Annotated in this window: 18 protein-coding genes; 7 read left to right on the forward strand and 11 right to left on the reverse strand. The window is 41.9% G+C overall.

The genetic code is table 11. The features are described from left to right. Positions 1–64: 64 nt before the first annotated feature. Positions 65–3,802, reverse strand: a complete 3,738-nt coding sequence (locus IE339_RS15515; protein WP_242168952.1) for a S8 family serine peptidase — start codon at positions 3,800–3,802, stop codon at positions 65–67. Between the two features lie 316 nt (positions 3,803–4,118). Between IE339_RS15515 and IE339_RS15520 the strand changes: the two genes are divergently transcribed. After that, the gene (locus IE339_RS15520) at positions 4,119–4,877 is read left to right on the forward strand and encodes a L,D-transpeptidase family protein (protein ID WP_242168954.1); all 759 of its coding nucleotides are present in this window, start codon (positions 4,119–4,121) and stop codon (positions 4,875–4,877) included. A 32-nt stretch (positions 4,878–4,909) separates the two neighbouring features. Here the strand turns inward: IE339_RS15520 and IE339_RS15525 are convergent, their stop codons facing one another. After that, positions 4,910–5,137: a hypothetical protein gene (locus IE339_RS15525; RefSeq protein ID WP_242168956.1), complete on the reverse strand. Its 228-nt coding sequence runs from the start codon at positions 5,135–5,137 to the stop codon at positions 4,910–4,912. 229 nt (positions 5,138–5,366) lie between these two features. Here IE339_RS15525 and IE339_RS15530 point away from each other — a divergent pair, with 229 nt between their 5' ends. Continuing rightward, the gene (locus IE339_RS15530) at positions 5,367–6,875 is read left to right on the forward strand and encodes an HD-GYP domain-containing protein (RefSeq protein ID WP_242168958.1); all 1,509 of its coding nucleotides are present in this window, start codon (positions 5,367–5,369) and stop codon (positions 6,873–6,875) included. Between the two features lie 186 nt (positions 6,876–7,061). Here the strand turns inward: IE339_RS15530 and IE339_RS15535 are convergent, their stop codons facing one another. Then, complete coding sequence (locus tag IE339_RS15535; protein ID WP_242168960.1) at positions 7,062–8,093, reverse strand: NAD(P)H-dependent flavin oxidoreductase; 1,032 nt, start codon at positions 8,091–8,093, stop codon at positions 7,062–7,064. 125 nt (positions 8,094–8,218) lie between these two features. Here IE339_RS15535 and IE339_RS15540 point away from each other — a divergent pair, with 125 nt between their 5' ends. After that, positions 8,219–8,977, forward strand: a complete 759-nt coding sequence (locus IE339_RS15540; protein ID WP_242168962.1) for a TrmB family transcriptional regulator — start codon at positions 8,219–8,221, stop codon at positions 8,975–8,977. 353 nt (positions 8,978–9,330) lie between these two features. On the opposite strand, the gene IE339_RS15545 is transcribed toward IE339_RS15540, so the two are convergent. Next, complete coding sequence (locus IE339_RS15545; RefSeq protein ID WP_242168964.1) at positions 9,331–9,711, reverse strand: hypothetical protein; 381 nt, start codon at positions 9,709–9,711, stop codon at positions 9,331–9,333. Between the two features lie 434 nt (positions 9,712–10,145). On the opposite strand from IE339_RS15545, the gene IE339_RS15550 reads away from it, so the two are divergent. Further along, positions 10,146–11,318: an MFS transporter gene (locus IE339_RS15550; protein ID WP_242168966.1), complete on the forward strand. Its 1,173-nt coding sequence runs from the start codon at positions 10,146–10,148 to the stop codon at positions 11,316–11,318. A gap of 364 nt (positions 11,319–11,682) precedes the next feature. On the opposite strand, the gene IE339_RS15555 is transcribed toward IE339_RS15550, so the two are convergent. The 3 genes from IE339_RS15555 to IE339_RS15565 form a co-directional block, all read right to left on the reverse strand. After that, a complete protein-coding gene (locus IE339_RS15555) occupies positions 11,683–12,483 on the reverse strand; it encodes a formate/nitrite transporter family protein (protein ID WP_242168967.1) in 801 nt (266 codons plus the stop codon). A gap of 243 nt (positions 12,484–12,726) precedes the next feature. Next, entirely contained in the window at positions 12,727–13,524 is a 798-nt protein-coding gene (gene fdhD, locus IE339_RS15560; RefSeq protein ID WP_336882383.1) for a formate dehydrogenase accessory sulfurtransferase FdhD, read from the reverse strand. A 12-nt stretch (positions 13,525–13,536) separates the two neighbouring features. Then, positions 13,537–13,881, reverse strand: a complete 345-nt coding sequence (locus tag IE339_RS15565) for a Na-translocating system protein MpsC family protein (RefSeq protein WP_242168971.1) — start codon at positions 13,879–13,881, stop codon at positions 13,537–13,539. Between the two features lie 644 nt (positions 13,882–14,525). Here IE339_RS15565 and fdhF (IE339_RS15570) point away from each other — a divergent pair. The 3 genes from fdhF (IE339_RS15570) (at position 14,526) to IE339_RS15580 (ending at position 19,077) form a co-directional block, all read left to right on the forward strand. Beyond that, complete coding sequence (gene fdhF, locus IE339_RS15570; RefSeq protein ID WP_242168973.1) at positions 14,526–17,462, forward strand: formate dehydrogenase subunit alpha; 2,937 nt, start codon at positions 14,526–14,528, stop codon at positions 17,460–17,462. A gap of 15 nt (positions 17,463–17,477) precedes the next feature. After that, a complete protein-coding gene (locus tag IE339_RS15575) occupies positions 17,478–17,957 on the forward strand; it encodes a helical membrane plugin domain-containing protein (RefSeq protein ID WP_242168976.1) in 480 nt (159 codons plus the stop codon). 70 nt (positions 17,958–18,027) lie between these two features. Then, positions 18,028–19,077, forward strand: a complete 1,050-nt coding sequence (locus IE339_RS15580; RefSeq protein WP_242168978.1) for a P-loop NTPase — start codon at positions 18,028–18,030, stop codon at positions 19,075–19,077. Positions 19,078–19,115: 38 nt separating this feature from the next. Here IE339_RS15580 and IE339_RS15585 read toward each other — a convergent pair whose 3' ends face one another. From IE339_RS15585 to IE339_RS15600, 4 genes are read right to left on the reverse strand one after another with little or no spacing between them, the layout of a single operon-like run. After that, a complete protein-coding gene (locus IE339_RS15585; RefSeq protein ID WP_242168980.1) occupies positions 19,116–19,334 on the reverse strand; it encodes a heavy-metal-associated domain-containing protein in 219 nt (72 codons plus the stop codon). 17 nt (positions 19,335–19,351) lie between these two features. Next, on the reverse strand, positions 19,352–19,849 hold the full coding sequence (locus IE339_RS15590; protein WP_242168982.1) for a helical membrane plugin domain-containing protein: 498 nt from the start codon (positions 19,847–19,849) through the stop codon (positions 19,352–19,354). A gap of 1 nt (position 19,850) precedes the next feature. Then, entirely contained in the window at positions 19,851–22,805 is a 2,955-nt protein-coding gene (gene fdhF, locus IE339_RS15595; RefSeq protein ID WP_242168985.1) for a formate dehydrogenase subunit alpha, read from the reverse strand. 16 nt (positions 22,806–22,821) lie between these two features. Beyond that, positions 22,822–23,616: a formate/nitrite transporter family protein gene (locus tag IE339_RS15600; RefSeq protein WP_242168987.1), complete on the reverse strand. Its 795-nt coding sequence runs from the start codon at positions 23,614–23,616 to the stop codon at positions 22,822–22,824. Between the last annotated feature and the right edge of the window lie 23 nt (positions 23,617–23,639).

Below are 23,639 nucleotides of genomic sequence, written 5' to 3' on the forward strand. Positions count from 1 at the left end.
CATAATCGTGAAAATAAAGCTCAAAAAAGACCTTCAACATTTACGTTGAAGGCCCTCTCTAACATTATTTGGACGCTCTTGTAATGGAAACAGTTTTCTTCGTTACGTGGCCTGCAAGGTCTTCTACTTCTAATAAGAACGTATTTTTCCCTGGAATTAACGGAACGTTGATTGTTTCTGTATGTGCAAATGGGCGCATTGCATACGGCTCTTTAAACTCATGAGCGTATGTTTCATTTCCATTTACACGGAAACGAATTTCATCATAGTTATCTGATAGTTTAACAGATAGCTTCGCACTTTTTACGTTTTTCCCAACAGATGTTGGAACTTTCCCCTGAAGCTCTAATTTAGGTGCAGTAGCATCTACGACAATGGAACGTTCAAATTTTGATACGTTTCCAGATAAGTCCTCTGCCGCTACTTTTACAACTTGTACACCGTCTTTAAAGGTCATCGCATGGCTAAAATCAAATTGTTTTTTCTCATCGTTCCATTTTAGCTCTACTTGCTGACCGTTTAGCGTAAACGATTGGATTTTTGACTCATCTTGAATGTAACCGCTGAAAACAGCTTGAGACTTGTCTACCACATCAAGCGCACCTGGTGCTGTGATAAAGACAGATGGTTTTCCTGTATCCTTAACAAGACTTACCTCTCTTGAGACTGCGTTTCCTGCATAGTCAAGAGCAGCCACTTCTACTGTTTGTCCCGCTTCTGGTTTTGTTTCAAATACATACGACGTTGCATCACCAGAAAGAGGAGCTTTTAATACAGATTTTCCGTCTACTAAAATATCAATAGCGTTTACACCAACACCCGCATCTGCCGCTTTAAATGATAGCTTACCACTGTCGTATGACGCACTTAATGTTGGCACCTTCGTATCAATCTTCACTGGGAACTTGAATACTTGAGGTGCTTTGTTTGCGTAATCTAAGTACGCTTTTACTTGATAGACATATTCGCCGTCTTTTGCAACTACGTTATTTAATTTTCCATCCCACATCGCTTGCTTAAAGACATATGCTGGGTCTCCTGAACCACCGTCGTAGTAGTTTTTCGGAATATCTGTTTCCGTACGTAGCGTACGAAGTACTTTGCCGCTCTTATCTGTAATAGAGAATTCAAGCTTCTTCGCATTACGTAAAAGTGTTAACTGAGGAATGACCTCATCTTGTGATTCATCGCCGTTTGGTGAGAAGGCAATTTTATCTTTCAGATACTCATTCTCTTTTGCTAAGCTCGCACCAAGAACGTTCTCATCTTTATCAATAAGTGCCTCCATGCCGTAGAAATAGTTATCATCATAAATACTAGCATCTAAGATCGGAGCCTTATTCCAGTCACCTTTAAAGCCTACAAATGGAACCGTAAGTGTTGGGTCACCATCTGTACCTGCTGTGCTAACAAAACGGACAAATCCATCTACGAAATAGCCGTTCGGGAATACTTGATCAGCCGGCAATGATTTTGTTAAATCTGCTGGATCGGCAACTTTCGCACCTGTTAAGTCAACTGTGACGTTAACGGTTTGCGACTGACCCGCTTTTAACTTCACTTTTGATGTTGCAGCATTGTTCACTTTTACGGTAGCACCTTGAAGTGGCTGTGCTTCCATTTCATTATGATTAATGCCATCTTTTCCTTTTAGTACTAGGTCTGTTTGCAGACTAGAAGCAACATCATATTCAACGTCACGTTTGCTAATGTTTTTCGCTACAAGCGTAAATGATACTTTATCCTTTGTAATTTCTTTCAATGCTACTTTTCCGACTCCGCTTGTTTTCTCTGTTACTACAACTGGAGTAGAAACAGCTGCATGAAGCTGCATTAATCCTGCTCCTTCACGACGTGGTGAGTAGAAGTTTGTCCATTTTTGAGCAACGTTTGTTGCGCTTTTATCCACAACAGGTGCAGATGTGTTCATTAATAAGTTTTTCGCAAGCAATACGCGATCTGCATTATGCTTCGGCTTAAATTCCTTGTCTACGCGTTCAAGTACGAGCGCTGCTCCACCCGCAACGTGTGGTGCTGCCATTGACGTACCGCTCATGACACCGTATTTGTTATCATTAAATGTTGAATAAATCTTTCCACCCGGTGCCGTAATTTCTGGTTTGAAGTCAAGGTTTGGCGTAACGCCCCAAGACGTAAAATCAGACATTTGGCTTGCCGTATTATTAGGAATTGTAATCATAGAACCATTAAACGATACTTTTACTGTTTTCCCTTTTTCAAATAATGCTTTTAATGCGTTTCCATCTTTGATGCTAACGCTCGCCATTGGAAGCTTAGGGTTATCAAGCGCCATATTTACGTAGTCTCCGTGTGCCACTGTACCACGCACGATAACTCCTGCTGCACCAGCTGCTTCCGCCTGTTTTTGAATATTTGAGTAGAAGTAGCTGCCATCACGAGTAACGAACACGATTTTCCCTTTTACGTCTTTTCCTTCGTATTTGTCAGGCTGTCCATCACCAACGTATACCACTTCTTTTTCTTCTTGATGGAACACATCAAGTGGATTTGGTGCGGATTGCTTCTGCCAGCCAATTTTAAACGGCTCTTCGCCCTCTGCATTCACTGTTAAGCTATCAAGCTGAATATGCGAGTTTTCTAGAGACGCTACTTGTAGAGATGAAGGCGTTAAACCTGGTGCTCCTACAACTCCAGTGTCTGGGTTCGCTGCGTAAGGAGTTTGATAGCCGTGACCGAAGTAAGCAGAATTCCCCGCAGAAATAGACATAAATACACCGTTATTCACGGCATTTGTAATGGCTTGTTGCTCTGGATCATCTTCTGCTACGAATGAAGCCGTTGAACCTAAGCTCATATTTAATACGTCTGCGCCAAGCTTGATTGCATCGTCAATTGCTTTGACGTAAATATCTCCGTATGTTGACGGGTTTCCTGGATCATTACTGAACACCTTAAGCGCTAAAAGCTGTGCTTCAGGTGCCACACCTTTAATGCCTCCAGCTTTCTCATCGCCGTTTGCACCAACTGTTCCAGATACGTGCATGCCATGCATCGTTGCGTCAGGACCTTCGTCAAGAATGTTATCGTTGTTGTCAGCATAGTTATAACCGTAAGGAACTTTGTCCGTATAGAACTTCCCTTTAAGCTGATCTTTTTTGATATCTGCATCAATTACGCTTTTCGTCAGCTTTTCCCCTTTTGTCGTCGTCAACGTCATGTCGTGGTGAGACGGATCGATTCCCGTATCAATGACACCGACAACCATTCCCTCACCTTTATATCCATAATCTCCCCACGTTTGCTGTGCTTGTACAAGTTCTTTACTCGTAATCATGTCCGGTTTTTCTGTTGGACGCTTGTACTCATTTACAACGTGAACTTTTGCAACGCCTGCAAGTCCCTCAATCTTTTTAATGTCGCCGAATTTCACATTTCCACTGAAACCATTAAAAATCGTGTCAAAGCTACCAAGGTATTGAACGTTTACGCCGTTCTTTTTAATGTTGGCTTTAATGCTTTTTTGTTGTGCGGACACTTTTTGCTGAAGGCTTTTTTGCGTCGTTTTACTTAAATCAGAATACTTTTTCCCTTCTGCTTTTGCATATGTAATGGCTGGTGCTGATGACAGCTCCACAATTACGCGCACTTTATCGTTTTGGCCGTAAGCCTTTCCTTTTACAATTGTTTTCCCATTCGCATCTAATTTTAGAGAATGTGCCTTTGCTTGATGATCAGCCGCCGGTGCCGCATGAGCCGCCGTAGACATTGCGACAACAGACGCAACGGAAAGTGCAGTAATAGCTGTTTTCTTTTTATTCACCTAGAATTTCCCCCTTAAATGTATCTAGAAAATATTACTATAACACTATAAATTTAGTGTTTTTACAATATTTTAGCAGAAGTAGGTTCTTTTCGGAATAGTTATTTTTGAACCTCTTTTGAATATTTCGAATTTTTAATCAAAAATCCTTTATTTTTTAACGTTTTAATAAATTAAATTTTTTTAAGATCTCTTGCTTTTCATCTAGGAGTTTTATCATCTTTCTGTCATTTTTGTAATATTTTTGTAAACTATACAAGCCCTTCTCTCATAGACTAGACGGATTATGTTTTACGATATTAGGGGGGAGCTTTTTTTGTTTAAAAAATGGTTTATTTGTTTTATTGTCACCTTTGTTTTTTTGTGTGGATTCAGCTCCGTGTCAAATGCGGCCTCAGGAAATCAGCTTATTATTATTAACAAAGCTAAAAACCAGCTGGCATTTTATGAAAATAATAAGCTCGTAAAAATGTTTAGCGTCGCAACAGGAAGAAAAGCCTCTTATACACCAGAGGGGCGTTTTAAGGTTGTAAATAAAATTGTGAACAGACCTTACTATAAGGGAAATATTCGCGGCGGAGACTCTCGCAATCCGCTCGGCAATCGCTGGTTGGGGATCAATGCGCGTGGAACTTGGGGAACGACCTATGCCATTCATGGAAACAATAATACAAGTTCAATCGGAAAGTACGTAAGCAGCGGCTGCATTCGCATGTACAATCAGGAAGTACAGTGGTTATATAGCAAAGTTAAAGTGAATACGCCTGTTATTATTACCACTTCTAACAAAAGTTTTGGTGGCATTGCCGCTTCTAATGGTATTAAAGTTGCTGGTGAAGAAACGGCACCTGTCGCCGTCATAACGATTGGGTCAACGCTGAAAAAAGGAAGCCGCGGCACTGAGGTGAAAAAGCTTCAGCAGTTACTCACTTCACAAGGTTACTCAACCAACGGTATTGATGGTATATTCGGAAGCGGAACAGACCGCGCTGTACGGCTGTTCCAAAAGACCCACCACCTTTCTGTCGATGGAATTGTAGGAGCCAATACGTACAAGGCCTTACAACAGCGCTAAAAAAAGCATGGACACGAGTCCACGCTTTTTTTTTATAGCTTCACTGATCCTTGCCTTCTAACATAGGGCGGTCTTGGTGCTCGTCTTTCTTGTAATGGTAGAGTTTCATGCTCATTGGCATTCGCTCGTTTTTTTATAATGGATGTAATTTTTTTTCGTGCTGAAGGTTGGAGAAAATAGATGGCGCTGACTGCGATTCCTCCAAGTCCGATAAGAGCTCCCGTCTTCCACTTGCTTTTCGTAAGTGATAGCTTTTCCAACGCATTTAGCCTCCTAAGTTTCCATAATTAACAATTATCTACTATTTACACCGTTTGGACAAGTCTAAACCCCAACCGCATAAATTTTGTTTGTTCCCCTCGTTTGTGAATAAATTATAAAAAGTGGGCGGAAATTGTTTTCTATTTTTTTATATTTGATATAATTATTTCCATTAAATAATTATTTGTACCTATTTCTTTGGTACTAAAAATAAAGGAGGACATTTGCTTGAACCTTTTTTCATCTTTTCAAAAGCGAATGTTACGAAACTATGTGTTTAGTTCCGCATTTGCGGTATTTGGCGTTGGGAGCACGCTCATTTTCCATACACTTTCTTTGAGCCAACGTGAAATTTACTTCTTGCTGGCCATTATAATGATATCCGTTTGCACCATGCTCATAGCGGAATTTTGGACGTATAATCGACAGGTTTCTCCAATTCGTTTGGTGTACCGATCCGATATTCTTTCCAAGGAGTCGTTGTATAAAGCTCACGCTCGTCTGCACGCCTTTCCACTTCTAACCTTAAAACGAATTCTCGGACCGCATTTTTTGGGTATTGGCATCCCTTCATCTGGACTAGCCATTCTTTGTATTCATTATGACATACTATCTATCCCGTATTATTTTATTGGTCTTGCCTGGATTGGCGCTTTTTTGATTGCTGTTATGCACGGACTCATTGAATTCTTTTTAACGTTTGAAACAATCAAACCACTCCTTCACGATATTCAAGAGAAGTGGTTTGAACAAACGAACGAGGATTTAGCACATGAAAAGTCGTTTTTCTTTAGCATCAAAAAGAAAATGGTGATCAGCTCTTTGTTCTTTGCAATCTTTCCTGTCGTTCTGTTTAGCCTTGCCACTCAAATTCGGATGCAGAGCATTCAAGAGAATGGGCTAGGTGATTATTGGAGCTGGGCCCTGATCATCCTAGTAATGGTTGTTATTATTGCGTTAAGCGGTTCTTTTCTCTTATTTAAGCATTTTAAGCAGCCGATCGAACAGCTACAAAAAGGCGTATACGAAGTCGGTCAAGGCTCGCTAAATCGAATGGAAAACGTGTATTCCGATGAGTTTTCAGACTTAGTCACCGGCTATAATCACATGATCAAAGCGATACGTGTACGCGACGAATTAAATCAGCAACTAATGGAAAGCTTCTTTACTGCGATTGCTGCCACCCTTGATGCACGAGATCCTTACACAGCTGGACATTCTGAAAGAGTAGCGGCATACTCTGTTCAAATTGGTGAACGAGCTGGCTTTAGCGGTCGAGAACTAGATTTATTGAAAAAATCAGCCCTTCTCCACGATATTGGAAAAATTGGCGTTCGCGATGAGGTTTTATTAAAAGAGGGACGACTAACAGATGAAGAATTCAAGCAAATTAAAGCTCACCCCGTAATCGGTGCGCATATTTTAAGTCAGGTTATTATGACGGAAGAAATCAAACAGCTTCTCCCCGGCGTTAAATACCATCATGAGCGTTACGATGGCAAAGGATACCCGGAAGGCTTAAGCGGTGACACTATTCCCGTCTTTGGTCGTTTAATTGCTGTTGCTGACGCGTACGATGCAATGACGTCCGATCGCCCTTACCGAAAAGGAATGCCAGCAGGAAAAGCGCTTCAAATCATTGAAAGCGGAAAAGGCACACAGTGGGACCCTCATTACGCAACGCTTTTTGTTGACTTAATGAACGAGGGGTTTGCTAAAAAAGTTTCGGGTGAATAACCTTGACGTTTGAAGAAGCACTGAGAGTGTGCTACGATAAATTCATGCAGCGAATAGGTTTACCTGTTCCTGCATATACTACACATGTCACCCTATCCAATCATTCGCGATCGTTGCGGGACACTTAACCATGTACGGATGGATGGGGTGATGTAGTAAAAAGCGTGCAGCTTCTGCACGCTTTTTTTATGTGGTGAGCTTTGTAAGAACCTCCGCTACCGAGCATTCAGCCGTAATGAGGCGCAGTGCTTGCCCTGCCCAAAGGGACATTTTTTCAGGATCTTGATCTTTGGCCGCTTTGGCGCGCAGTGCTTTTGTTAATGTATTTTGGAGAGGGTATGGTAGTACGCTTACTTCTTTCATTTTTTCCATAAACTCATTTTGAATCCCTCTGGCCCATTTCCCAGAAAAGGCCTTAGTAAGAGCGGTATCACTCTCCGTTTTCGCAAGAAGAGTCCTTTTGTATGTAGGGTTTGATCCACTTTCAGTGCATGGTAAAAAGATGGAACCTAATTGGACACCCTCAGCTCCTAATATATAAGCCGCTTCAATTCCCCTTTTGTCCGCTATTCCCCCTGCCGCGATAACCGGGATGTGAAGATGATCAGCCATTTGCGGAACGAGCGCAATCGTTCCAATTAACGCATCGCCCTTAGTCGTCGGAAAGGTACCTCGATGTCCTCCTGCCTCGCTTCCTTGTGCGACTACATAATGAACGCCGCTTTCTTCAAGCATCATTCCTTCCTCTACAGTCGTCGCCGTACCGATGACTTTAATTCCCTCTGCTTTTAAGCAGTGAATCACATCCAATTGAGGCGATCCGAACGTAAACGAACAAGCAGTTACCCCTTCTTCAACGACGACCTCAATTTGTTTGACGTATTCTTCATTGTGTTGGTCACCACTAGGATCAGTAACGGGGAGAATCGCCGGTGAAATTTGCGAAAGCCGTTCGTTCATCATCTCAATGTCGCTTTTATTAACGTTTCGTGTGGGTTCTGGCACAAAAAGATTCACGCCAAATGGTTTATTGGTTCGCTTTTTCACCTCGCGAATGGCATCGCGTAGCGCCTCAGCCGTCAGATAACCTGCTCCGATTTGACCGAACGCACCAAAATTGGATACGGCGGCCACAAGTTCAGGTGTGGTAATGCCTCCTGCCATGCCGGCTTGAAAAATTGGATACGCTATGCTGAGTTCTTTTTGGATCGTTCCCATTTTCATCATTCCCTTCTATCAGCTGATTTTCACTGAATGGCTGTTACTCCGCTGCTAAATTTGATACTATAATACTTACTATATCACGGAACAACTCGTTTAACGTTCCTTTTTGAGGAGGCACTATGTTACAGCAATTCGGCTATTCTCAGTATGAAAGTCAAGTATATGAAACGCTACTTGCAGGGACGGAACCGATGGATGCAACGTCGATCGTCAGTCATTCACAAGTTCCAAAAGCAAAAGTATACGAAGTATTAAACCGCATGATTGATAAAGGGCTTATCATGAATACCGTATCCGAAAAGAAAAAGCTTTATCATGCTATTCCCCTTGAGTCTGTGATCAAAAAACTTACATATGAATTTGAACAAAACGTAGAAGAATTAAAAAAGAAAAAAATTGAGCGTTCGTTTTCGGATGATCGTGTATGGAGTTTAAAAGCACATTCCACCATTTTTGCGCAAACGGAAGAAATGATTCATAACGCAAAAACGACCATCTTTATGTCATCATGGAGTGAAAATCTTATTCCTTATCTTCCTCTCCTCGAGGAAAAGGAGGCCAGCGGTATTGAAGTTGAAATCCTCTCCATTGGAGCAATTGAAACGTCTTTGAAACACGTTCATATCCTTGTGCCCATTGATGAGCATGATCGCCTTGAAAAGTCTCATTTAATTGTCATTGATGAAGAAGATGCGGTGTTTGCAGGAATTGAAAACGATCAGTGGAAAGCAATTAAAACGATGTCACAACCGTTCGTAAAATTTTTCACCGATTTCTTTTATCATGATGTGGCGCTTGCACGCATTACGGAGCGATTTCACGATCAGCTTGTAAATGATGAAGTGACAAAGAAACTGCTCACGCGCCTTCGTTATTAAGTGCGGATGTTTAAGACTCCTGCACGATAATAGAATTGGTGGTATGAGCGCTATAATTCAATTTAATACACAATGGAGTCACCCCCAAGCTAATTAGCAGCTTCGTTCCATCAATTTAAGCCCCTTCATATTCGACATACCAAATATGAAGGGGCTTTTAACGATCAACTGTTTCACTGATCTAACTTAAATATACCTTCCCAATTTTATCTTCTTCATAAATGTAGCCAAGAAAGATTGGTTAGTGACTGTACGTCCCGACGTTCAGTTACTCCCTTTTGAAATAGTTTCAAGGCCTCTTCGTGTTCATTTGTATTTACCTCGCATTGTTTCTCTCATTCTTATGAAACCTATCAAGGAGAAATCGCGATGGTCCGTCCATCTTCCTCTTTGTTTGTATAACCGTGAATCCAAACCGTTTCTTTCCCTTTTTTAAAAATCGTATTTTCTCCTTCCATTTTTTCGTACTTCCAACCAGCTTTAGTAAGTGCTGCCTTGTAACGAGCAGGAATACCATTCGTCTCCATTTCTTTTGGTCCCCATCGATAAATCTCTACTTTGTCCTTTTTATATTCCTTAACCAAAACAGCGTGATTGGGAATAAGGAATGAACCGTTATATTTTGAACTGTGATAGCTCCAAGGGAAGAAATCCGTGCGGTATACCCAACCAGCAGCGACTAAAAGAATTACACAGCAAAAAGCTCCCCACAATATCTTGTTTCTTTTGCTCATTTTACTCCTTCTTTCTGATCAAACAATGATTTTGTTATGTAAAAACACCTCTCGAATATAGTTCTTATGACCTATTTCCACATCCGTCTATTGAACTGTTTTATGGAGCTACTATTTACTAACGGCTGTGCCGTTATTTCAACGTTTGCTTTAGTCGAGAAATTGAAACCTGCTCAATCATTCAGGTGTTTTATAGCTACATCATTAAAACAATTTATCTAACTCTTCAACGGACTGCGATCGCTATTTATATTCGCCCTTTTATTTCTTTCTAATTGCTAAACAACATGGTTTTTCCTTTTAACTTAAGTGTTAAAACCCGTTTATCTTTTCTTTCATTAGGACGTTTTGCTTCTTTTTCATATTTCCTCTTGTACTTTCTTTTTAAAAAGGTTACTATTCTCGTAGTAACTTTTAAAAGAGGGGGTTTGGACGTGAATCCAAAAATTTATATATTAGCTGTCTCCTGTTTCGTCATTGGAACGGTAGAACTTATCATTGGCGGTATTTTAGACATTATCTCTAATGACTTAGGCGTTTCAGTGAGTACAGCTGGAAATCTGATTACGATTTATTCTGTGTTTTTTGCGCTGTCAGCTCCGATTTTATTAAATATGACCGCAAAATTTGAACGTAAAAAAACATACTTATGGACGTTATTCGCCTTTTTACTTAGCAACGTACTATCAGCGGCAAGTATGAACTATGAAATGCTGTTTGCAGGGCGTATCATTGCTGCTATTAGTGGCTCATTCCTTGTCGTTCTTTCTACGACGATGGCTTCTAGAATGGTTGCCGATGAATACAAAGGTCGCGCAATCGGAACGATCTTTATGGGGATTAGTGCTTCCCTTGTGTTAGGTATTCCGATTGGGATTTTAGTCGGAAATGCGTACGGTTGGCGTTCAGTGTTTATTTTAATTGGAATTTTGACTGCTCTTATTATGATCGGGGTCTTTTTCTTATTGGAAAAAGTATCTCCACCGCCTGTTGTACCGCTTCGTGAACAGCTTCGTTCACTACGTGAGCCAAAGATTATTACAACAGAGCTTTCATCAGGTTTCATGCTTGCAGGGCACTTAACGTTATATGCGTATTTAACACCGTTTTTACGCACGACGCTTCACATGAATACGACGATGGTGACGATCATGTATATCGTATTCGGAATCGCAGCTGTTGCTGGCGGTGGCCTTGGTGGTTTAAGCTCCGACAAATTCGGTTCGAAAAAATCGATTTTAACGATTATTACGGCGTTCTTAGTAATGATGCTGATTATACCGTTTAGCGTAGACTGGCCGATTTATGTGTTTACAGCGGTTATTATCATTTGGAGCGCACTAAGCTGGGCGATATCTCCAGCACAGAACAATTTCATTATCCAAATGGCTCCTCATAACTCTGACATTTTATTAAGTTTAAATACGTCAGCAAGTCACTTGGGCATTGCGCTTGGATCATTTGTTGGTGGTATGGTAATTGAGCATACATCCATTTTATATAACGCATGGTTTGGAGCTATTTTTGTTTTAATCGCGCTTTTATGTTCGATCTTTTCTATTACGCGTCATACAGTATCGCAATCTGCACAGTCACATCAGCATTAACAAAAAAGGCATTTCGACTAAAAATCGAAATGCCTTTTTACATTTTATAGTATTATAAAAGAAAGGTGGTGATTGTATCCGTATTTTTAGCCTTGTTCAATTCGTTTCTTATCTGCTTTTATATAGCCTTTATTTTTCAGTGGTGCAACCACTCTTTTCCGTTCATATCGTCATCACGTTTCTACTTGTACTTACTTTTTCTCTCCTTCTTCATTTCATTTCTAAGAAACTGGATGGAAAGATTCTCTTCTTAGAAAAGCGAATCGATCCACACATTAGCACGCTTTTTGTAGTCATGATTACCATTACAGCTCTACTTGTAAATTAGCAAAAAAAAAAGAGCGCGGTTTGCGCCCTTTTCCATTTATGAAGCTTTTTTTATTGATTGACTTGCCGTTTGTTTTTTGTGATATGCAAGAAAATAGATTAAGCCAACAAAAATCGCTCCCCCAACGATGTTTCCGAGGAATACAGGGACGAAGTTTTGGAAGAAATCTACCCACGTTGCTTCACCAGCGAAGATCGCTGCTGGAATAACGAACATGTTGGCGACCGTATGCTGGAAACCAATCGCAACGAATGCCATAATCGGGAACCAGATGCCAAGAATTTTACCTGCAACATCCTCTGCACCAAACGTAATCCACACGGCCAAACATACTAACCAGTTACAGCCGATAGCGGAAACAAATGCTTTTCCAAACGGATCGGCGATTTTTGCTTGAGCAACTGCCACTGTTTTTTCTAAAAATGGACCTGTTTCTGTTAATCCAACAACGTGTCCGAAGAAATAAGCGATAAACAGTGCACCAACGAAGTTACTTACCGTGATCCAAAACCAGTTACGAACAAGACTTCCTGCTGAAATACGCTTTGCGAATGCAGCAATTGAAAGTGTCATCATATTTCCTGTAATCAGTTCACCGCCAGCTAAAATGATTAAAATAAGTCCAACTGGAAAGACGGCTCCACCAATTAAGCTTGCCATGCTGCCCCATTCTGCCGGTAAATTCCCGATGACGCGAATGTCTAGAAGAAATCCTAACGAAATGAACGCTCCTCCTAGAAACCCAAGTACGATTAGTGATAGCAAAGACATGTTTGCTTTTTGTGTTCCTGCTTCAACAGCAAGATCCATGATTTTGTTTGGCTTGTTAAATGCCATACCCTTCACTCCTTTTTTGAATAAAAAAGGCAACACTCAAATACCCCTACCGTTCGATAGAGAAATAAGAATGCTGCCTAATGACGCTGCATTATCAGTACAACGCATCAATTATCATTAATTATATGGAATGGAAAACCTACAGAGCGTGCAGGTTCACCAATCAGCGCTATTCGCGCGCAATGAACATTTTGTATTATACCTTCTTCTCGTTCCGTTGACAATAAAATTTTCACAAAATGTTCACAAATCGACAATGCGCTCAGGATGTGTGTACACATTAAACGACTGATTGCGAATAAACCCAACGGTGGTAATGCCAAGGTCTTCGGCAAGCTCAAGCGCTAATTCTGTCGGTGCTGATTTTGATAACACGATCTCACAGCCAATCTTTGCGACCTTCAGTAAAATCTCAGATGATATGCGGCCGCTAAATACAATGATCTTATCTTCGATTGAAATATTATGTTGCAGGCAATACCCGTAAATTTTATCAAGCGCATTATGACGGCCAATATCCATACGGCTCAGCACGGTTCCGTTCACATCACAAAGCGAGGCATTATGAACTCCACCTGTTTCTTGAAAAATCGTTGCGGACTCTTGCATATCTTTCATTAGTCGGAAGCAGTCATCTGGCGTGATTTGCACGTGAATATCCGTCATTTTTTTGGCTGTTAGCGCATCATTGACGAATACAAAACCTTGTCTGCTCATACCGCAGCATGAAGTAATGTAACGCTTGCTTTGGAAATTACGATAAAAAGGGTTCACTTTATTTGTTTTCACATGAACATATCCTTCTTTTTCCTGGTACCACACCTCATCAATATCTTCGTACTTACGAATGACGCCTTCCGAAGCTAAAAAGCCGATGACCATGTCCTCGATGTATTCTGGTGAACAAACCATCGTCACAAATTCTTCCCCGTTCACTTTTACGGTTACCGGATGCTCCGTTACTACATGATCAAGAACCTTTTTGTGCTCCCCTTTTTCGTAGCGTATAATTTCACGCTCTGCTCGCACTGATTTACCCACGTTATTCATCTCCTATATGATTGGCTTATCAAAAATAAATACTGATACGGCCATATTTTCTTCTACTTTAATGTCAGAAAACAGATGAACAAGCTTTGCACCTACTAATTCCTCAAGTCCTTCTGGCATGTTGGTTGCGTATACTTCTTGAATCATTTTCGTCCGGGCTGAGTGAACGACTTCTGCTCCTCCGGGAGATTTTGCAATAAACTTTTCCGTTGGTGTTAAATTTCCATATAGCGTCGATACCGCCATATTTTCGACGAACACCGTATGTATCTTTTCAGGTCCTTTTCCAAACAGCTCTTTGCGGACCTTACGTAAAATATCATTGAACTCATGCACTTTTTTAGACATTCTTTAAATCCCCCATCCATTTCGCTCAGCAAACAATGTCAAATTATAACCGTTTTACTCGCACTTTTAAACATAAAATATTTTAGTCACTAAAACAAGAAACTCGTCCGACCATCCATCTTTTCTCGGTATTTACGTACTATTTCATTGACAGAATGGACCTTCTCACCCATTTACTTATCGGTGATAGCCGCTACTTTTTTTACAAAATAAGCTGTTTCTACTTATTTTTACTATCTGTTAATGGACTTTTTCACCGAGATAAAAGGTTCTCTACTTGTTATTTTACCAACGTTTGTGGCTACTAAAACACGCTATTAAAAAAAGAACTATTGTCACTTTTTTTAGAAAGAGCTATAATATAATTTGTTTGATGGAATTATAGCACGTATATTGTTATGATTTTATCATATGAACTCCTATTCGGGCGGTGTTCATTCACTACATAAGTACCAGAAGCTTCCTTAAGTTTCCGCCTTATATTGAAAGATCACGTTATACGAATGGATTGGTATATTAGTAAGGTTTGCTAATGAACTATTCCACCATAGAAGCAGGTCCATCTTTTGCGATGAGTCTATGCTTTTGTGGTGGTTTTTTTTGTGATTAAAAAGAGAAATAGTGTTAAGGAGGAGAACCGTTTTATGGAGAAACAATATCTCAGCGTCATGATTGATGGACAAAAATATGACGTGAAACCAGGTTCTACAATTTTAGAAGTAATCAATGAAAATGGGCTTGAACACCCACAAGTATGCTATGTTCCAGAGGTAGATCCACTGCAAACGTGTGATACATGTATGGTCGAAGTAGACGGAAAACTAATGCGCTCTTGCTCAACCGTTGCCATGAGCGGCATGAATATCGATCGCAGCTCTAGCCGTGCGAAAGAAGCACAAACAGAGGCAATGGATCGCTTACTCGAAAATCATCTCTTGTACTGCACAGTTTGTGATAACAATAACGGAAACTGTACGTTACATAATACAGCTGAAATGATGGAAATCGAACATCAAAAATACCCATATACACCAAAAGTTGATCCGTCTGAAGTCGATATGTCTCACCCATTCTATCGCTATGATCCGAACCAATGTTTAGCGTGCGGACAATGTGTAGAGGTGTGTCAAAATCTACAAGTTAACGAAACTCTTTCAATGGACTGGGAAGCTGAACGTCCTCGCGTTGTTTGGGACGAAGGCGTGTCAATCAACAACTCTTCTTGCGTATCATGTGGACAATGTGTAACTGTATGTCCATGTAACGCGTTAATGGAAAAATCAATGCTTGGTGAAGCTGGCTTCATGACAGGTATGAAAGAAGATATGCTTGAGCCAATGGTTGATCTTATTAAAGACGTAGAGCCCGGCTACAAAGAAATTTTCGCGATTTCAGAAGTAGAAGCAGCAATGCGCGAAGAGCGTACGAAAAAAACAAAAACAGTTTGTACATTCTGTGGTGTTGGCTGCTCGTTCGAAGTATGGACAAAAGGCCGCAAAATCTTAAAAGTACAGCCATCTTCTGATGCACCGGTAAATGCAATTTCTACTTGTGTAAAAGGGAAATTCGGTTGGGACTTCGTAAACAGCGAAGAACGTATTACGAAACCATTAATTCGTAAAGGCGATTCATTTGTTGAATCAAGCTGGGAAGAAGCACTTTCACTTGTAGCAAGCAAAATGGGTGCGATTAAAAATGAATTTGGCGGAGACGCTCTTGGATTCATCTCATCTTCTAAGATTACAAATGAAGATAACTATGTGATGCAAAAATTAGCGCGCCAAGTATTCGAAACAAACAATGTTGACAACTGCTCACGCTACTGTCAATCCCCTGCGACGGACGGATTATTCCGTACAGTTGGTATGGGTGGTGATGCTGGTACAATTAAAGATATCGCAGCAGCCGGTCTTGTTATTATCGTAGGTGCAAACCCAACTGAAGGACATCCCGTACTTGCAACACGTGTGAAACGTGCTCATAAATTGCATGGTCAAAAGCTAATCGTTGCCGACCTTCGTAAGCACGAAATGGCAGAACGCTCGGATATCTTTATTAGTCCAAAACAAGGAACAGACCAAGTATGGCTAATGGCTGTTACAAAATACATGATTGACCAAGGTTGGCACGATGATTCCTTTATTCAAGAACGTGTTCATTTCTTTGATGAGTTTAACGAAGTGCTTGAAAAATACACGCTTGAGTACGCTGAAAAAGTAACGGGCATTTCACAAGCAACGCTTATTGACGTAGCGAAAATGATTCACGAAGCCGATGGTACATGTGTACTTTGGGGAATGGGCGTTACGCAAAATACAGGAGGAAGTGACACATCTGCTGCTATTTCGAACCTTCTGTTAGCAACAGGGAACTACGGTCGTCCTGGTGCAGGGGCTTACCCTCTTCGTGGACATAACAACGTACAAGGTGCATGTGATATGGGTACATTGCCACCATGGTTACCTGGCTATCAACACATTACAGACGATGCAGCTCGTGCGAAATTTGAACAAGCGTACGGCGTTTCGATTAGCTCAACGCCTGGTAAAGATAACATTCAAATGCTTGAAGCGATTGATAAAGGTGAGCTAAAAGCAATGTACTTAATGGGTGAAGACATGGCGCTTGTTGATTCAAACGCAAACCATGTGCATGACATTTTATCGAAATTAGATTTCTTTGTCGTACAAGATATTTTCTTAACGAAAACGGCTCAATATGCAGATGTTGTTCTCCCTGCTTCACCAAGTCTTGAAAAAGAAGGAACGTTCACAAATACAGAGCGCCGCATTCAACGCCTTTATCAAGTTCTTCCTTCTCTTGGCGAATCGAAGCCAGACTGGTGGATCATCCAGCAAATCGCACAGCACATGGGCGCTGACTGGAATTATGAAAGTCCAAAAGAAATTATGGATGAAATCGCAAGCCTATCTCCTTTATATGGACAAGCGGTTTATGAAAACTTAGAAGGCTGGAACACGCTATGTTGGGGAAGCTTTGACGGTGCAGATACACCGCTTCTATACACAGAGCGCTTTAACTTCGATGACGGAAAAGCACGTTTCGCCCTATCTGATTGGATGGAGCCTGCAGAATTTCCTGAGGAATATGACCTTCACATCAATAATGGACGTATGCTCGAGCATTTCCATGAAGGAAATATGACAAACAAATCAACAGGAATTCAAGCTAAGCTTCCAGGTGTATTTGTTGAGGTATCACCAGAGCTTGCAGCTGAGCGCGAAGTAAAAGACGGTTCACTTGTGCGTCTACAATCACCGTTTGGTGCTATTCGTGTTCGTGTACTTGTGACAGATCGCGTGAAAAAGAACGAATTATATATTCCAATGCATTCTACATCTAATGAAAGTGCGATTAACTTGTTAACAGGTCCTGCAATGGATCATCGTACTCATACGCCTGCATACAAACAAACGATGGTTCGCATGCAAGTATTAGATGTAGACGGAGATATTCCATTGCCATCTACGAATCCACGTACGAAAAAACGAAACCCGCGTCCAGGCGTTGAAGTTGAGCGCAAATGGAATCGCCCTGGGTATGTTCATTTAACGGACTGAGGAGGAAAGTAGACAATGGCAAAACCAATTACAACAATTGAAAAACATATTCCAACACCGGAAGAAGCAAAAAATCAGAAGCTAGAAGAGTTAACCTCTCTTCTAGCTGACAATGATGCTGCGCTGAACCAGACCATTGATATTATTAAAGAATTGCATGCAAGCGGACTTTTAGAAGCAGCTCACTCAGCTCTAAAAGCAAAAGAAAAGATCGCAAAAATTGCAGTCGGTCAAGTATCAAGAGAACCCGCTAAAAACATCATTAACAATTTAATGAGCGCAACAGGGCTTCTGGCTAACATGGACCCTGAAGTAATGACGAAGCTCATTGGTAGCTTATCTACTGGTATCCAGCAAGGAAATGAGCACCTTCAATCTGATAAAACGATCGGTATGCTTGACCTTTTAAAAGTATTAAAAGACCCTGATGTAAACCGAGCAATCGGATTTGGCATTCAGTTCTTAAAAGGATTAGGTAAAGGATTAAACGAATAAATGCAAAAGCCAATAAGGCCCCCTTCCTTATTGGCTTTTACACATCATGTACGGAAAGGAACGTGACAACATGCTAACACCACAAAAAGTGCTTGAAGCACTTAAACACGTTGAAGATCCCGAGATTCGTAAAAGTCTTGTGGAATTAAATATGATTCGAAATATCGAGGTAACAGACGGACACGTTAAGCTTGAGGTTGTGTTAACCATCCAAGGCTGTCCCCTTAAAGCAAAAATTGAACAGGATATCGCAGATGCATTAAAAGAAGCAGGCGCGCTGTCTGTTGCCTTGCGCTTTGGTACGATGACTCAGGAGGAGCGCGCAGCACTGACTGCTTCTCTAAAGAAAGAAGCCTCTACCACTTCTGGTATGCCGAAAATTTTAGACCCTGCCTCTGGCGTAACGTTTATTACCGTGACGAGCGGAAAAGGTGGCGTTGGGAAATCCACTGTAACGATTAACCTTGCGACGGCTCTTGCTCGTGCAGGAAAACGCGTTGGCATTATAGATGCGGATATTTACGGATTTAGTATCCCAGCGATGATGAAAATCACACAAAAGCCAACGATGATTAACGAAACGGCCATTCCAGTGGAAAGTCACGGCGTAAAGGTAATGTCGATGGGCTTTTTCGCCCCAAACAACGACCCTGTTATGTGGCGCGGACCAATGTTAAATAAATGGATTCGCAACTTTTTAGCGAATACCCATTGGGGAGAGTTAGACTATCTTCTATTAGACTTGCCTCCTGGAACAGGTGACGTTGCAATTGACGTTGCGAGTATGATTCCGCAAGCAAAAGAGCTAATTGTTACAACTCCTCATAATGTGGCATCGTATGTAGCATCTCGTGCAGGTGCGATGGCACGTCATACGAAACATGACATTTTAGGTGTTGTAGAAAATATGGCGTACTACGAAGACAAAGACGGCGAACGTAAATTCATGTTCGGGCGCGGCGGCGGAGATATGCTTGCCGAGCAACTTAGTACAGAAGTCGTGGCGCGTGTTCCATTTGCACAGCCAGAAGATGCGATTGTGGAATCTGTCTATGATGAAGATTCCGTCGCTGGTGAAGTATTTACCGAATTAGTTCAGGATGTACTGCTCGCAAAATAAACAAAAGGCTTCGTACTCGCGGTACGAAGCCTTTTTATTTATTCTGTTCTCCCCTTTGCATCATACCCTAGCTCAATAAGAGCCTGCTCAAAATCTTGAGAGCTTGATTCTGCTTCCTCAAAGCTGACGAATACTTCTCCTGTATCGACTTGAACCGTCACGTCACGAACACCCCAAATTCGGTGAAGCGCTTGAAGAATTTTCGCTTCGTCCTCTTTGGTTTTTAAATCTGGTAGTACCCACGTATTTTCAACCATCCCTTTATCCCCTCTCCTTAATGATCGCTGTGTTTTTTATCGAGAAATCCTTCTCCTAACCCTTGCATAAAGGCTGACATGCTACCAATAGCAGCCTTTGCCTCCGGTGTACGCATCGTTTTGCTGAGCTGCCATAGGCTCCGCTCCTCGTTCTTTTCAATGCTTTCGTTCATGTATGTGAATCCATTAGAAACCCCGTTTAACAGTTTTTGAAGCTCATCAGCGTTAACAGATCCTAAAAATTTCATCGTGTTCATCGCATTTTTAATAATGTTGTGCATGCCTGGCTGATCAATTTGTTGAACGGCAATATAGCCAATGTCGTTTCGTTTTTGAAGCGCCGCTGAAATCGCATGCAGCGCCCCCATTTCATGGAGATTTTTTAAAATATCCATCGTCGTCATAATGGCATCACGGTTATCGGCAAGTGCTGTCACGATATCTGCTAATGCGTCTGCCTGTTCCTGATGCTTATCCGGTACTTGCTTTTTTATGGAACGAATTGCTTTTGCCATTTTACTGACCTCCCTCTTTGATCATTTTTTCAATTGGGGTGAAGTCTTCTCTTTTCCACTTCTCCTCTACTCGGACACTGATCTGTGGTACGCGATTTCCGAATCGATGATTCACTTTTGGCAGTGGTGGTGTTCCCGTCTCTGAAATGATCTCCATTTTAACACCCATCTCTTTGTAAGCAGGCGTGTGAGTCTCTTTGTCATGATAGCTGCTTGTTAAGCGGTTCACGGCCATTTCATCCTCAGCTGAGTTCATTGTCAGGTACAGTTCTTTTCCGCGAACGGTATCTGTTACCATCGCCTGTACTTTCACATGACCGTACGGAGATGATAGTCGAACGAGTGCACCGTCTGTAATTCCTCGCTCAGCGGCAAGTTCTTTTGATACCTCAAGCCAAGGGTACGGCACTTTGTGCGTAAGACCTTTTGATTTATACGTCATATTTCCTTCATGGAAATGTTCAAGAAGGCGCCCGTTGTTAAGGTGAAGATCATACTCTTCTCCCGCCTCATACGGCTCTGACCAAGTTGGAACGACGAGTCGTGCTTTTCCGTCTTCAAATGAGAAGCGCTCTGTGTACAGAAGCGGAGTGTCGGTACCATCTGCCGCTACAGGCCACTGTAAGCTATTCCATCCTTCTAGTCGTTCATACGTCACGCCTGCAAATAGCGGTGCAAGAGAAGCTGCCTCGTCCATAATTTCGCTTGGATGCGTATAGTTCCAGTTCGCACCTAGACGGTTCGCAACTTCCTGGAAGATTTGCCAATCAGGCTTTGAATCACCAATTGGTTCAAATACACGGTGGAAACGCTGAATGCGACGTTCTGTGTTGGTGAACGTGCCATCTTTTTCGAGACTCGGCGCAGCAGGTAAAATAACATCAGCAAACTGAGCTGTTTTCGTAAAGAATACGTCTTGTACTACCATAAATTCTAGCTTTTCAAATCCTGTATCTACATGGTTGGAGTTGGAATCGACAATCGCCATATCTTCCCCGAACAGGTAAAGCGCTTTTAGGTTTCCTTCATTCATCTCTTCTACCATTTGATGATTGTCAAGGCCTGTTGAAGTAGGAAGCGATACGCCCCATGCCTTTTCATAGCGTGCTCGAACGCTGTCGTCTGCTACTTTTTCATAGCCTGGGAACCATGTTGGCATCGTTCCGAAATCACATGCTCCCTGTACGTTGTTATGACCGCGTAGTGGATACGCACCTGTACCTGGACGACCATAGTTTCCTGTAATTAAGAGTAGGTTTGAGATAGCCGTACTTGTTTCGGTCCCATCCATATGCTGTGTAACGCCCATCGCCCATAGTGCACAAACCGATTTGGCTTCGTGAATCATCGTTGCTACTTGAATAAGCTCTTCTTTTGAAAGACCCGTCATTTCTTCTGCATACTCAAGCGTATAGATCTCAAGAGAAGCAATGTACTCGTCTAATCCGTTCACTCGATTTGCTAAAAACTCACGATCTTCCCAGCCTTGGTCAACGATGTATTTCGTTACAGCTGAAATCCAGATAAGATCTGTACTTGGCTTCGGATGAATGTGAAGATCGGCACGTTCTGCTAGTTCGTTTTTACGTAAATCCGCTACGATTAGCTTTTGTCCATGAAGCTTATGAGCGCGCTTCACGCGAGTAGCGAGTACAGGATGCGATTCAGCAGGGTTTGCACCGATTACAAATACTAAATCAGAGCTTCCGATGTCTGTAATGCTTCCTGCATCACCGCCAATTCCGACTGTACGAAGAAGTCCTGCGGTTGCCGGTGACTGACAGTATCGTGAGCAGTTGTCCACGTTGTTCGTTCCCATAATGGCACGAGCAAATTTTTGGAACATAAAGTTCTCTTCGTTTGAGCACTTAGAAGATGCGATATATCCAATTGAATCCGGACCGTGCTTTTCTTTAATTTCTGTTAGCTTTGTTGCGATAACGTTAAGTGCGTCTTCCCAGCTTGCTTCGATGAACTCATCGCCTTGACGAATCAACGGCTTTGTAAGGCGTTCTTCACTGTTGACGTAATCCCAGCCCCATTTTCCTTTTACACATGTCGAAATACCGTTCACCGGTGCATCTACGCTTGGCTCTACTTTTAAAATTTTTCGGTCTTTTGTCCAAATTTCAAAACTACAGCCTACCCCACAGTACGTACAAACCGTTTTCGTACGCTTAATACGTGCCTCACGCATGCTTGCTTCAACTTCTGAGATCGCAAAAATCTCTTTGTACCCTGGCTCCACTTCTTTTGTTAAATGAATCATCGGATCAAGCGTTTTCGGCATGATACCTGTTAAAAATCCAGCTTCGCCGAGCATCGGTTTTTCCATTAACGCATTACACGGACAGACCGTTACGCAGTGACCACAGCTTACGCAGGAAGATTGATCGATCGGGACATCATTATCCCAAATCACGCGAGGTGCTTCACGATCCCAGTCAATTGTGAGCGTTTCGTTTACCTGAAGGTCTTGGCACGCCTCTACGCAGCGGCCGCACAGAATACATTGATCTGGCTCATAGCGATAAAACGGATGTGAATTATCAGCTGCATAAGGTTTTTCCTTAAATTCATATTTTTGATGCTCAATTTCTAGTAATTCAGCCGTATTATGCACCACGCAGTTGCCGTTGTTGTTGTCACAAACGGTACAGTACAGCTCATGATTTTTTAAGATGCGGGACATCGCCTCGTACTGAGCATCTTTTACCTGCTTCGAAACTGCATTAACGTCCATATTTGGCACCGCTTTTGTCGCACAGGAACGAACGAGTTCCCCATTTACTTCTACAAAACACGTGTCACATGTTTGAATCGAGCCGAGATCAGGGTGATAGCAAATGCTCGGAATGCTGTAATTATGTTCATTGGCTACTTCTAGGATTGTTTGCCCTTCTTTTGCATGATACTGTTTGCCGTTAATGTTAATGTGAAAAGTAGATTCACTCATTTTTCATTCCTCCTCATTACTTTTCCGTAATCTTAATGGTGTCTAACTCATTTTTATACGCAATCCAATACATCATCGCGACGAACACACTGCCTCCGACTGCGTTACCTAAAAAAACGGGGATAAAATTCATTATGTAATCGCCCCATCCGAAGTATCCTGAGAAAATAGCCGCCGGAATTAAAAACATATTGGCAACCACGTGCTGAAAGCCAATTGCAACGAATCCCATAATCGGAAACCAAATACCTAAAATCTTTCCTCCCACGGACTGAGCACCGTATGCCAACCATACCGCTAGACCTACAAGCCAGTTACAGCCAATGGCTGAGAAAAAAGAGGCGACAAACCCTTCATCCAACTTTGCTTTTGCGATTGCGACGGTCTTCGCCAAAAAAGGGCCTGAATCGGTTAAGCCCGCTAGATGTCCAAAGCAGTAAGCAACGAACAGTGCCCCCACAAAGTTACTAAGCGTAATGAGCACCCAGTTTTTCACCAGCTGCCCGAGCGTGACTTTTCGGCTAAAGCAAGCAAGTGAGATCGTCATCATGTTACCTGTTAACAATTCCCCACCTGCAATTAAGATGAGAATGAGTCCGAGGGGAAACACGGAAGCACCTAAAAAAGTTCCAAATGTCCCCCAGTCAGCCGGTAAATTAGCGCTTACCCGTATATCAAGCAGAAAACCTAGCGAAATAAATGCGCCTCCCAAAAATCCGAGCGGGAGTAAACTGCTCATTGGTAAGTGCACTTTGCTAACCCCAGCTTCCACGGAGAGCTTGGCAATTTGCTTCGAGTTATAAAACGCCATCTTCTATTCCTCCTAGTCGAGTC

The sequence above is a fragment of the Priestia koreensis genome, from assembly GCF_022646885.1.
Lineage (GTDB): Bacteria > Bacillota > Bacilli > Bacillales > Bacillaceae_H > Bacillus_AG > Bacillus_AG koreensis_A.